Consider the following 12725-nt stretch of genomic DNA (forward strand, 5'->3'; position numbering starts at 1 on the left):
TTAGAGGTTATTGGGCGTAGATGTGCACGACGAAGTGCTGGCCTGATGCTGTCATTTCATAGACTTTGTCAGTGATCTGCAATGTCCTCGTCGGCTCGCTGATGGTGTCACCGATTTTCGCGGATTTTCTGAATTCATCCCAGTCGATGACGGTGGTGCTGATAGTGCCTTCGCCTAGCAGGTTGTTTCCGTAGCGTTGTGCTTCCATGGTATTGCCCTCTGCTGGATTTCCGTTTCCGGCCGACTGTTCGGCTGGCGGTTAGTCCCGAAAGGCGGCCTTTTCCTTTCGGGTTCCAAGAGGCTAGTCAATGAAAGCGGAGTTGGTTGCTGTCAGAAATATCAAAAAACAGTCTCGGCATTTCGCCATTATCTGAGGGCCCGATGACTATTTCAGGCGCTCATCACTTCCCGGATATCAGCGGCTAATTCTCTTACGCGCTCTTCCTCGGTATCCCACGCACACATGAACCGCGCGCCACCTTTGCCAATGAAGGTGTAGAAGCGCCAGCCCTTGGCCGTCAGCGCGGCAATCGCCGGTTCCGACAGTTGCAGGAACACGCCGTTGGCCTGCACCGGGAACATCAACTCCACCCCCGGAATATCCGCCACCAGGCTGCTGAGCAATTGCGCGCAGTGGTTGGCGTGGCGGGCGTGTTTGAGCCAGGCGTCGTTTTCCAGCAGGCCCACCCACGGGGCGGAGAGGAAGCGCATCTTTGAGGCAAGCTGCCCGGCCTGTTTGCAGCGGTAGTCGAAGTCTTCAGCCAGCTTGTGGTTGAAGAACAGGATCGCCTCACCCACGGCCATGCCATTCTTGGTGCCGCCAAAGCACAGCACGTCGACGCCGGCTTTCCAGGTCAGGTCGGCAGGCGAGCAGCCGAGGAATGCGCAGGCGTTGGAGAACCGTGCGCCGTCCATGTGCAGGTTCAGCCCCAGTTCCTTGCAGGTGACGCTGATGGCGCGGATCTCTTCCGGGGTGTAGACGCTGCCGACTTCGGTGGCCTGGGTCAGGGTCACGACGCGGGGTTTCGGGTAGTGGATGTCCTGACGCTTGAGGGCGATCTCGCGGATCGACTCCGGGGTCAGCTTGCCGTTTTCGGTGCGGGCGGTGAGCAGCTTGGAGCCGTTGGAGAAAAACTCCGGCGCGCCGCATTCGTCTGTTTCGACGTGGGCGGTTTCCGAGCAAATCACGCTATGGTAGCTCTGGCACAAGGAGGACAGCGCCAGGGAGTTGGCCGCGGTGCCGTTGAAGGCGAAGAACACTTCGCAGTCGGTTTCGAACAGTTTGCGGAAACCGTCGGCGGCGCGGTGGGTCCATTCATCATCGCCATAGGCGCGTTGATGGCCCTGGTTGGCGAGTTCCATGGCGGCCCAGGCTTCCGGGCAGATGCCGGAATAGTTGTCGCTGGCGAATTGTTGGCTCTTGTCGGTCATGGCCCAGTCCTGTGGTCGATGTTGGTGCGCACTTTACCCAAGATTGTCGGGCGGGCGCACGCACTGTTAATGCAAAGTCATTGGGGAATTATGCACGGTTCTGAACGCGTTCCTGTAAGCCGCGTCCGCGATGGCGCCCTGGACCTGCTCAAGTGGCTGGCGCTGCTGAGTATGGTGCTGGACCACCTGCGGTATGTCGGTTTGAGTCTGGACGGGCTGTATGTGCCGGGCCGCCTGGCGTTCCCGTGGTTTTGCCTGGCGATTGCGGCGAATCTGCATCGGGTCAAGGACGCGCCGGTGACGGGGCAGTGGCGCTATCTGGGCTGGTTGCTGCTGTTCAGTGTGATCAGTGAGGTGCCGTATCGGATATTCATTGACGACGCCGATACGCTCAACGTGCTGCCGACCCTGGCACTGGGCTTGCTGGTTGCCCGGGGATGGCAGCAGAAGACGGTTATTGATCGAGGATTGGCGTTGATCGCGCTGGTTTTGGCGGGGTTTTTCTCGGCGCAGTTGATGTTCGGTTTCTTTGGCGTACTGCTGCCGCTGGCGATGTTGCTGGTGTTTCGCCGGCCCTGGTATTTCAGCGTGCTGCCGGGTGTGGTGTGCCTGGCTGCCAATCAATGGCAGATCCTGCTCGACAGCGGCACGCTGGTGGCGATGCTGGGATTGGCGACATGCCTGATTGCGCCACTGGCCGGATTGGTCTTGTTGCGACAGGCCAGGCAGGTGTCGCCGCCGGCCATGCGGCGCTGGGCGTATGCGCTTTATCCTGCGCATTTCCTGCTGCTGCTACTCCTTCGAAAGATCATCGTATAACCCTTGTGGGAGCTGGCTTGCCTGCGATGCAGACGCCTCGGTGTACCCGTTGCACCGAGGGGATGCTATCGCAGGCAAGCCAGCTCCCACACAAGCCCGCTCCCACATTTGTTCTGTGTTGTTCCGGCCATGTCGTAAACGCACCTTTGCGTGGCGTCCATAGGCATTTGACCTCTCTGCGCCAGCCCTACCATCGCATCAAAGGGCCCCTCCGTCGTGCGGCGGCCCCAACAATACGATTGGCGCACCGCCGCCGCTGGGAGAGACGCGATGTTCAGCAAGCAAGACCAGATCCAGGGTTATGACGATGCACTGCTGGCGGCCATGAATGCCGAGGAGCAGCGCCAGGAAGATCATATCGAGCTGATCGCGTCAGAGAACTACACCAGCAAGCGTGTCATGGAAGCCCAGGGCAGCGGCCTCACCAACAAGTACGCCGAAGGTTATCCGGGCAAGCGTTACTACGGTGGCTGCGAGCATGTAGACAAGGTCGAAGTGCTGGCCATCGAACGCGCCAAGCAGCTGTTTGGTGCCGATTACGCCAACGTGCAGCCGCACTCCGGTTCGTCCGCCAACAGCGCGGTGTACCTGGCGCTGCTGAACGCCGGAGACACCATCCTCGGCATGAGCCTGGCCCACGGCGGTCACCTGACCCACGGTGCCAAAGTGTCGTCCTCGGGCAAGCTGTACAACGCGGTGCAATACGGCATCGACACCGCCACCGGCCTGATCGACTACGACGAAGTCGAGCGCCTGGCCGTGGAGCACAAGCCGAAGATGGTTGTGGCCGGTTTCTCCGCCTACTCCAAGACCCTGGATTTCCCGCGCTTCCGTCAGATTGCCGACAAGGTCGGTGCGCTGCTGTTCGTCGACATGGCCCACGTCGCCGGCCTGGTGGCCGCTGGTCTGTACCCGAACCCGCTGCCCTACGCCGATGTGGTCACCACCACCACCCACAAGACCCTGCGCGGTCCACGTGGCGGGTTGATCCTGGCGAAGTCCAATGAAGAAATTGAAAAGAAACTCAACTCTGCGGTATTCCCAGGCGCCCAGGGCGGCCCGTTGATGCACGTGATCGCCGGCAAGGCGGTGTGCTTCAAGGAAGCCCAGGAGCCAGGTTTCAAGGCTTACCAACAGCAAGTGATCGAAAACGCCCAAGCCATGGCCGGCGTATTTATCAAGCGCGGCTACGATGTAGTGTCCGGCGGCACCGATAACCACTTGTTCCTGGTCAGCCTGATCCGTCAGGGCCTCACCGGCAAGGACGCGGACGCAGCCCTCGGTCGCGCCCACATCACCGTCAACAAGAATGCCGTGCCTAACGACCCGCAGTCGCCCTTCGTGACTTCGGGGCTGCGCATCGGCACACCGGCGGTGACCACACGTGGTTTCAAAGTGACCCAATGCCTGGAGCTGGCCGGCTGGATCTGCGACATCCTCGACAACCTCGGCGACGCCGATGTGGAGGCCAACGTCGCCAAGCATGTGGCCGCCCTGTGCGCTGATTTCCCGGTTTATCGCTGAGCGCGGTTTTGGAGTAATGACTATGCAACGCTACTCGGGCTTCGGCCTCTTCAAGCACTCACTCAGCCACCACGAAAACTGGCAGAAAATGTGGCGCACGCCGACCCCTAAAAAGGTCTACGACGTGGTCATCGTCGGCGGCGGCGGGCATGGTCTGGCGACGGCTTACTACCTGGCCAAGGAACACGGCATCACTAATGTGGCCGTGGTCGAGAAAGGCTGGCTGGGCGGCGGTAACACCGCACGCAACACCACCATCGTGCGTTCCAACTACCTGTGGGACGAGTCGGCGCACCTGTACGAACACGCGATGAAACTCTGGGAAGGTCTGTCCCAGGATTTGAACTACAACGTGATGTTTTCCCAGCGTGGCGTCTACAACCTGTGCCACACCCTGCAGGACATCCGTGACTCCGAGCGTCGCGTCAGTGCCAACCGCCTCAACGGCGTGGACGGCGAACTGCTCAACGCCAAGCAAGTGGCCGACGAGATCCCTTACCTCGACTGCTCGAAAAACACCCGCTACCCGGTAATGGGCGCCACCGTGCAACGTCGCGGCGGCGTGGCCCGTCACGATGCCGTGGCCTGGGGCTTTGCCCGCGCCGCTGACGCACTGGGCGTGGACCTGATCCAGCAGACCGAAGTCATCGGTTTTCGCAAGGAAAACGGCGTGTGCATCGGCGTGGAAACCAACAAGGGTTTCATCGGCGCCAAGCGTGTCGGCGTAGTGACCGCCGGTAACTCCGGCCACATGGCATCCCTGGCGGGCTTCCGCCTGCCGATCGAATCCCACCCGCTGCAAGCGTTGGTGTCGGAGCCGATCAAACCCATCATCGACAGCGTGATCATGTCCAACGCCGTGCACGGTTACATCAGCCAGTCCGACAAGGGCGACCTGGTGATCGGCGCCGGTATTGACGGTTACAACGGCTATGGCCAGCGTGGTTCGTACCCGGTGATCGAACACACCATCCAGGCCATCGTCGAGATGTTCCCGGTGCTGTCCCGCGTGCGCATGAACCGCCAGTGGGGCGGCATCGTCGACACCACGCCGGACGCCTGCCCGATCATCTCCAAGACCCCGGTCCCGAACATGTTCTTCAACTGCGGTTGGGGCACCGGTGGCTTCAAGGCCACGCCAGGCTCAGGCAACGTGTTTGCCGCAAGCCTCGCCAAGGGTGAAATGCACCCGTTGGCTGCTCCATTCTCCATCGACCGTTTCCACAATGGTGCGCTGATCGACGAACACGGCGCTGCGGCCGTCGCCCACTAACAGGAGAAATTCCCTATGTTGCATATCTTCTGTCCTCACTGTGGCGAACTGCGCTCCGAAGAGGAATTCCACGCGTCCGGCCAAGCGCACATCCCGCGCCCGCTGGACCCGAACACCTGCACCGACGAGGAGTGGGGCGACTACATGTTCTTCCGCGACAACCCGCGCGGCCTGCACCACGAACTGTGGATTCACGCCGCCGGCTGCCGCCAGTATTTCAACGCGACCCGCGACACCGTGACCTACGAAATTCTTGAAACCTACAAGATTGGCAGCAAGCCGCAATTCACCGCCAAGGCTTCTGGAGAGAAGGTATGAGCCAGATCAATCGCCTGTCCAACGGTGGCCGCATCGACCGTAACAAAGCCCTGAGCTTTACCTTCAACGGCCAGAGCTACAAAGGCTTTGAGGGCGACACATTGGCCGCTGCATTGCTGGCCAACGGCGTCGACATCATCGGTCGCAGCTTCAAGTATTCCCGTCCGCGCGGCATCTTCGCCGCCGGTGCCGAAGAGCCGAACGCGGTGCTGCAGATCGGCGCCACCGAAGCCACGCAAATCCCCAACGTGCGCGCCACGCAACAGGCGCTGTACCAGGGTTTGGTCGCCACCAGCACCAACGGCTGGCCGAGCGTGAACAACGACATGATGGGCATTCTCGGCAAGGTCGGCGGCAAGCTGATGCCGCCGGGTTTCTACTACAAAACCTTCATGTACCCGCAATCGTTCTGGATGACTTACGAGAAGTACATTCGTAAGGCTGCCGGTCTTGGCCGCTCGCCGACCGAGAACGACCCGGACACCTACGATTACATGAACCGTCATTGCGACGTGCTGATTGTGGGCGCTGGCCCTGCCGGCCTGTCCGCTGCATTGGCCGCTGCCCGCAGTGGCGCCCGGGTGATCATCGCGGACGAGCAGGAAGAGTTCGGCGGTTCCTTGCTGGATTCCCGCGAAAGCCTCGATGGCAAGCCGGCGGCCGAGTGGGTTGCCAGTGTTATTGCGGAACTGAAATCCCTGCCGGACGTGGTGCTGCTGCCTCGCGCCACCGTCAACGGTTACCACGACCATAACTTCCTGACCATTCACGAGCGCCTCACCGATCACCTCGGTGACCGTGCGCCGATTGGCCAGGTGCGCCAGCGCATTCACCGGGTTCGCGCCAAGCGTGTGGTGCTGGCGACCGGCGCGTGTGAACGTCCGCTGGTGTACGGCAACAACGACGTACCGGGCAACATGCTGGCGGGTGCGGTCTCCACTTACGTGCGTCGCTACGGCGTGGCACCGGGCAAGAAGCTGGTGCTGTCGACCAACAACGATCACGCCTACCGCGTTGCGCTGGACTGGTTTGATGCAGGCCTCGCCGTGGTGGCGGTGGCTGATGCACGCCACAACCCACGTGGTGCACTGGTTGAAGAAGCTCGCGCCAAGGGGATTCGTATCCTCACCGGCAGCGCCGTGATCGAAGCCCGTGGCAGCAAGCATGTCACTGGCGCCCGCGTTGCGGCCATTGATGTGAAAGCCCATAAAGTCACCAGTCCCGGCGAATGGCTGGACTGCGACCTGGTCGCCAGCTCCGGCGGTTATAGCCCGGTGGTTCACCTGGCCTCGCACCTGGGCGGCAAGCCGACCTGGCGTGAAGACATCCTCGGTTTTGTGCCGGGCGAAGCACCGCAAAAACGCGTGTGCGTCGGTGGGGTCAATGGCGTCTATGGCCTCGGCGATTCCCTGGCTGACGGTTTTGAAGGTGGCGTGCGCGCCGCCAGCGAAGCCGGGTTTGCGCCGGTGGAAGGGACGCTGCCCAAAGCCTTGAGCCGTCTGGAAGAGCCGACCCTGGCGCTGTTCCAGGTGCCTCACGAGAAAGCTACCGCACGGGCGCCGAAGCAATTTGTCGACCTGCAAAACGACGTCACCGCGGCCGCCATCGAACTCGCCACCCGCGAAGGTTTCGAGTCGGTAGAGCACGTCAAACGCTACACCGCACTGGGCTTCGGCACGGACCAGGGCAAGCTCGGCAACGTCAACGGCCTGGCCATCGCGGCCCGTTCGCTGAACGTGACCATCCCGCAGATGGGCACCACCATGTTCCGCCCCAACTACACGCCGGTGACGTTCGGCGCAGTAGCGGGCCGCCACTGTGGGCACATCTTCGAGCCGGTGCGCTACACCGCGCTGCAAGCCTGGCACGTGAAAAACGGCGCCGAGTTTGAAGACGTCGGCCAGTGGAAGCGTCCGTGGTATTTCCCGCGCAACGGTGAAGACCTGCACGCCGCCGTGAAACGCGAATGCCTGGCCGTGCGCGACAGCGTCGGCCTGCTGGACGCGTCCACCCTTGGCAAGATTGACATCCAGGGCCCGGATGCCCGCGAGTTCCTCAACCGCATCTACAGCAACGCCTGGACCAAGCTCGACGTGGGCAAGGCCCGCTACGGCCTGATGTGCAAGGAGGACGGCATGGTCTTCGACGACGGCGTCACCGCTTGTCTGGCCGACAACCACTTCCTGATGACCACCACCACCGGCGGCGCAGCGCGCGTACTGCAGTGGCTGGAAATCTACCAGCAGACCGAATGGCCAGACCTCAAGGTGTACTTCACCTCGGTCACCGACCACTGGGCAACCATGACGTTGTCCGGCCCCAACAGCCGTAAGCTGTTGAGCGAAGTCACCGACATCGACCTGGACAAGGACGGCTTCCCGTTCATGACCTGGAAAGAAGGCCTGGTGGGCGGCGTGCCGGCGCGGGTGTTCCGGATTTCGTTTACCGGTGAGCTGTCGTACGAAGTCAACGTGCAGGCCGACTACGCCATGGGCGTGCTCGAGAAAATCGTCGAGGCTGGCAAGCAGTACAACCTGACGCCATACGGCACCGAAACCATGCACGTGCTGCGGGCCGAGAAGGGCTTCATCATCGTCGGCCAGGATACCGACGGGTCGATGACCCCGGACGACCTGAACATGGGCTGGTGTGTAGGTCGCACCAAACCGTTCTCGTGGATCGGCTGGCGCGGGATGAATCGCGAAGATTGCGTGCGTGAAGACCGCAAGCAACTGGTGGGCCTGAAGCCGATTGACCCCAACGTGTGGCTGCCGGAAGGCGCGCAGTTGGTGTTCGACGCCAAGCAGACGATTCCGATGAAGATGGTCGGCCACGTCACCTCCAGTTATGCCCACAACTCCCTCGGCTATTCGTTTGCCATGGGCGTGGTGAAGGGCGGCTTGAAACGCATCGGCGAGCGGGTGTTTGCACCGTTGGCGGATGGCAGCGTGATCGAGGCGGAGATTGTTTCTTCGGTGTTCTTTGACCCTAAAGGCGATCGCCAGAACATCTGACAGACCGAGTCGCCTGCATCGCAGGCAAGCCAGCTCCCACAGTTGGAATGCATTCCCCTGTGGGAGCCGGGCTTGCCCGCGATGAGGCCAGAACAGTCACCGCAAGACCTACAGAATTCAAACAGGTGCTTTATGACAGCAGCCAATGTTTACCAGCAACGCCCCACCTCCGGAGCCAAGGCCGAGTCGTCGCTGCACCATGCCGACCTCGCCAGCCTGGTAGGCAAGGGTCGCAAGAACGCCGGCGTGACCGTGCGTGAAAAGAAACTCCTCGGCCACTTGACCATTCGTGGCGATGGCCACGACGCCGCCTTCGCCGCCGGCGTGCACAAGGCTCTGGGCATCGAATTGCCCGGCGCCCTGGCAGTGATCGTCAAGGGTGAAACCAGCCTGCAATGGCTGGGCCCGGACGAGTGGCTGCTGGTGGTGCCGAGCGGTGAAGAATTCGCCGCCGAGAAAAGTTTGCGCGAGGCGCTGGGTGATTTGCATATCCAGATCGTCAACGTCAGCGGCGGCCAGCAGATCCTCGAACTCAGCGGCCCCAATGTGCGGGATGTGCTGATGAAGTCCACCAGCTACGACGTGCACCCCGACAGCTTCCCGGTAGGCAAGGCGGTGGGCACGGTGTTCGCCAAGTCGCAACTGGTGATTCGCCATACCGCTGAAGACACCTGGGAGCTGCTGATTCGTCGCAGCTTCTCGGATTACTGGTGGCTGTGGTTGCAGGATGCGGCGGCTGAATATGGTTTAAGCGTCCAGGCCTGATCGTTCCCACGCTCCGCGTGGGAATGCATCCCGGGACGCTCCGCGTCCCAAGAGCGGACGCAGAGCGTCCATTGCGGCGTTCCCACGCAGAGCGTGGGAACGATCAAGGAGTCACGAATAATGAGCCGCGTACCCGATACATGGATTTTGACCGCCGACTGCCCCAGCGTGCTCGGCACGGTGGACGCGGTGACCCGCTATCTGTTCGAGCAGGGCTGCTACGTCACGGAGCACCACTCGTTTGATGACCGGCTTTCGGGCCGTTTCTTCATCCGCGTGGAGTTCCGCCAGCCCGACGGTTTTGATGAACAAGCCTTCCGCGACGGCCTGGCCACTCGCGGCGAGGCGTTCGGCATGATCTTCGAACTGACCGCGCCGAACTACCGGCCGAAAGTGGTGATCATGGTCTCCAAGGCCGATCACTGCCTCAACGATTTGCTCTACCGCCAGCGCATCGGCCAACTGTCGATGGACGTGGTCGCCGTGGTCTCCAACCACCCCGACCTCAAGCCCCTGGCTGACTGGCACCAGATTCCCTATTACCACTTTCCCCTGGACCCTAACGACAAGCCGTCGCAAGAGCGCCAGGTGTGGCAGGTGATCGAAGAGTCCGGCGCCGAGCTGGTGATTCTTGCGCGCTACATGCAAGTGCTGTCGCCGGAGCTGTGCCGCAAGCTCGATGGTAAAGCCATCAACATCCACCACTCCCTGCTGCCCGGTTTCAAGGGCGCCAAGCCGTATCACCAGGCCTACAACAAGGGCGTGAAACTAGTGGGCGCCACCGCGCATTACATCAACAACGATTTGGATGAAGGCCCGATCATCGCCCAGGGCGTGGAGGTGGTGGACCACAGTCACTATCCGGAAGATTTGATTGCCAAGGGACGGGATATCGAAGGCCTGACCCTGGCACGGGCCGTGGGGTATCACATTGAGCGGCGAGTGTTTTTGAACGCCAATCGGACAGTGGTGCTCTGATGGACGCCTTCGCGAGCAAGCCCGCTCCCACATTCGACCGCATTTCAAAGGTAGAACTCGGTCAACTGTGGGAGCGGGCTTGCTCGCGAAGAGGCCATCACTAACAACGCAAAACAGCATCTGTACCCGAGCACTTAAACGCGCTGCCTGCCTGGGCAACGCGGTTCCATAAAAACAACAGCGAGGTGAAAGCATGTCTGGTAATCGTGGTGTCGTGTATCTCGGCAACGGCAAGGTCGAAGTACAGAAAATCGACTATCCCAAAATGCAGGACCCCCGTGGCAGGAAGATTGAGCACGGCGTCATCCTGCGCGTGGTCTCCACCAACATCTGCGGCTCCGACCAACACATGGTGCGCGGCCGCACTACTGCCCAGACCGGCCTGGTCCTGGGCCACGAAATCACCGGCGAAGTGATCGAGAAGGGCAGCGACGTCGAGAACCTGAAGATCGGCGACCTGGTGTCCGTGCCGTTCAACGTTGCATGCGGCCGTTGCCGTTCCTGCAAAGAGCAACACACGGGCGTGTGCCTGACCGTCAACCCGGCCCGTGCCGGTGGCGCCTACGGCTATGTGGACATGGGCGACTGGACCGGCGGCCAGGCCGAATACGTGCTGGTGCCTTACGCTGACTTCAACCTGCTGAAACTGCCGGACCGCGACAAGGCCATGGAGAAGATCCGCGACCTGACGTGCCTCTCCGACATCCTGCCCACCGGCTACCACGGCGCAGTCACTGCGGGCGTTGGCCCAGGCAGCACGGTCTACATCGCCGGTGCCGGTCCGGTGGGCCTGGCGGCTGCCGCGTCCGCTCGTCTGCTGGGCGCTGCGGTGGTGATCATTGGTGACGTCAACCCGATCCGCCTGGCCCACGCCAAGGCCCAGGGTTTTGAAATTGCCGACCTGTCGAAGGACACCCCGCTGCACGAACAGATCGCTGCGTTGCTGGGCGAGCCGGAAGTGGATTGCGCCGTCGATGCCGTGGGTTTCGAAGCGCGCGGCCATGGCCATGAAGGGGCCAAGGCGGAGGCTCCGGCCACCGTACTCAACTCGTTGATGGGCGTGGTGCGGGTGGCCGGCAAAATCGGTATCCCGGGCCTGTACGTGACCGAAGACCCGGGTGCCGTGGATGCTGCCGCGAAAATGGGCAGCCTGAGCATTCGTTTCGGCCTGGGCTGGGCCAAGTCCCACAGCTTCCACACCGGGCAAACCCCAGTGATGAAGTACAACCGCCAGCTGATGCAGGCGATCATGTGGGACCGTATCAACATTGCCGATATCGTCGGTGTGGAAGTCATCAGCCTGGATGATGCACCACGCGGGTACGGCGAGTTCGATGCAGGCGTGCCGAAGAAGTTTGTGATCGATCCGCACAAGTTGTTCAGCGCGGCTTAAATCGCGGGCAAATAAAAAGGCGACCTCAGGGTCGCCTTTTTTGCATCTGCGGTTGGGTGGGAGAATCAGCGAATCGCCAAAGCCCCCTGATACACCGTTGGCCCCGTTGGCTGCTTGCTCACCGAGCCGCCCTTGGTTTCCGAGCTGACCATCAGTGTCACCGGCTTGCTGATCGACGCCTGCTGGCGAGGGTTGATGCCGATAATGCCTTTGCCGTCTTCCGGCAACAGGCCCAGTGACACCGGCGTACCGTCAGCCGGAACCGCCCACAGCTCCAGGCTTTGGTCCGGGGCCGGTGCCGTGGCGGCAATCGGCTGCACTTCGAGGTAATCCTTGTGGGCCACGATTTGCGTGGCCGGTTGCTGGGTAGTGTTCACCAGCAGTGCGGCAGCCTTGACGCTGTCCTGGGTGTAGAGGGCGCCGCCGACGCCCGCAACTACCACCAAACAGGCGCCGATGAACAGGCGTGGGCGGTTCCAGAATGAAGGCTTGTGCTCAATCACTTGGGGGTTGATCGCAGTCATTAGGCTCTTCCTGACATGTTTTGTAGTCTTTCATGGACCTAGTTAACGGCGATCGGTTCCTCATCCGTCGTATTGAGCCTTGGGGCTGCGTGATATTAATTGGCCCTGAACCGCAGAACGAGCGTCAATGGTGCTTGGGTGGGAGGACCAGTTCCTTGTACGTGAATGCGCATTGTTTTTCCGGATGCTGCTCGGTGGAATCTGCATAGCAGTATTGGACCTCCTTGGCTTTTTTGTAGGCCCCGGCCTTGGCTTTGCTCTCATCCGTTTTCGACTCATCCACCCATTTTGTCCCCGGCACGGGTGCCCAGCCTTTGAAGGAGTACAGCGTCATCCTCAAAAAGTCGAACCAGCCTTCACCCTCGTAGTCGCAGGACACTACGTACGCATTTCCTTCTGAGCTGATATCCCGGTAAAGCGCCCCCGTGAAGTGGAGCTTTTTGAGCAGGTTTTCATCGCCAAAGGGGTTCTCTCCCACCCAGACGCCCTTATGAGGGCCGGGGGCATAAAAAATATCCCACGGCCCCCATGGCTCTTCCGGTTTGATACTTGCCTTGGGCGGGCACATGGCAATCTCATCTGCCAGGGCATTGCCCACAAGGGTCGAAAGTACCAGTGCGCTCAGCGCGATGTTCATCAGCTTCATGTCGTACTCCCTTACGTGATAGGAGACTTCATGGTGGGCG

General features: G+C 61.2%; 12 protein-coding genes. 8 read left to right on the forward strand and 4 right to left on the reverse strand.

Annotated features, from left to right (window positions below; translation table 11 throughout):
• Positions 1 to 7: 7 nt before the first annotated feature.
• Entirely contained in the window at positions 8 to 208 is a 201-nt protein-coding gene (locus BLU46_RS18700; protein WP_093204256.1) for a hypothetical protein, read from the reverse strand.
• 182 nt (positions 209 to 390) lie between these two features.
• Positions 391 to 1431, reverse strand: a complete 1041-nt coding sequence (locus tag BLU46_RS18705) for a threonine aldolase family protein (protein WP_010167499.1) — start codon at positions 1429 to 1431, stop codon at positions 391 to 393.
• A gap of 90 nt (positions 1432 to 1521) precedes the next feature.
• On the opposite strand from BLU46_RS18705, the gene BLU46_RS18710 reads away from it, so the two are divergent.
• The 8 genes from BLU46_RS18710 (at position 1522) to fdhA (ending at position 11515) form a co-directional block, all read left to right on the forward strand.
• Complete coding sequence (locus BLU46_RS18710; RefSeq protein WP_093204262.1) at positions 1522 to 2250, forward strand: TraX family protein; 729 nt, start codon at positions 1522 to 1524, stop codon at positions 2248 to 2250.
• 270 nt (positions 2251 to 2520) lie between these two features.
• A complete protein-coding gene (gene glyA / locus BLU46_RS18720) occupies positions 2521 to 3774 on the forward strand; it encodes a serine hydroxymethyltransferase (RefSeq protein ID WP_063026656.1) in 1254 nt (417 codons plus the stop codon).
• Between the two features lie 22 nt (positions 3775 to 3796).
• Positions 3797 to 5047 (forward strand): sarcosine oxidase subunit beta, encoded by a 1251-nt coding sequence (locus tag BLU46_RS18725; protein ID WP_003209185.1) that lies wholly within the window; start codon positions 3797 to 3799, stop codon positions 5045 to 5047.
• A gap of 15 nt (positions 5048 to 5062) precedes the next feature.
• Positions 5063 to 5365 (forward strand): sarcosine oxidase subunit delta, encoded by a 303-nt coding sequence (locus BLU46_RS18730; protein ID WP_093204269.1) that lies wholly within the window; start codon positions 5063 to 5065, stop codon positions 5363 to 5365.
• Positions 5362 to 8379 carry a sarcosine oxidase subunit alpha gene (locus BLU46_RS18735; protein ID WP_093204273.1) on the forward strand — a complete coding sequence of 1006 codons (3018 nt, stop codon included), beginning with the start codon at positions 5362 to 5364 and terminating at the stop codon, positions 8377 to 8379. The genes BLU46_RS18730 and BLU46_RS18735 overlap by 4 nt, the downstream gene beginning before the upstream one ends.
• A gap of 132 nt (positions 8380 to 8511) precedes the next feature.
• Positions 8512 to 9144: a sarcosine oxidase subunit gamma gene (locus BLU46_RS18740; RefSeq protein ID WP_093204277.1), complete on the forward strand. Its 633-nt coding sequence runs from the start codon at positions 8512 to 8514 to the stop codon at positions 9142 to 9144.
• Positions 9145 to 9264: 120 nt separating this feature from the next.
• Complete coding sequence (purU, locus tag BLU46_RS18750; RefSeq protein ID WP_003209192.1) at positions 9265 to 10122, forward strand: formyltetrahydrofolate deformylase; 858 nt, start codon at positions 9265 to 9267, stop codon at positions 10120 to 10122.
• A gap of 193 nt (positions 10123 to 10315) precedes the next feature.
• Positions 10316 to 11515 (forward strand): formaldehyde dehydrogenase, glutathione-independent, encoded by a 1200-nt coding sequence (fdhA, locus tag BLU46_RS18755; protein WP_003209194.1) that lies wholly within the window; start codon positions 10316 to 10318, stop codon positions 11513 to 11515.
• Positions 11516 to 11580: 65 nt separating this feature from the next.
• Here fdhA and BLU46_RS18760 read toward each other — a convergent pair whose 3' ends face one another.
• Together BLU46_RS18760 and BLU46_RS18765 are read right to left on the reverse strand one after the other, a co-directional pair.
• Entirely contained in the window at positions 11581 to 12039 is a 459-nt protein-coding gene (locus BLU46_RS18760) for an anti-sigma factor domain-containing protein (RefSeq protein WP_063026662.1), read from the reverse strand.
• 124 nt (positions 12040 to 12163) lie between these two features.
• Entirely contained in the window at positions 12164 to 12685 is a 522-nt protein-coding gene (locus BLU46_RS18765) for a hypothetical protein (protein WP_063026664.1), read from the reverse strand.
• Between the last annotated feature and the right edge of the window lie 40 nt (positions 12686 to 12725).

It is taken from the genome of Pseudomonas yamanorum, from assembly GCF_900105735.1.
GTDB lineage: Bacteria > Pseudomonadota > Gammaproteobacteria > Pseudomonadales > Pseudomonadaceae > Aquipseudomonas > Aquipseudomonas yamanorum.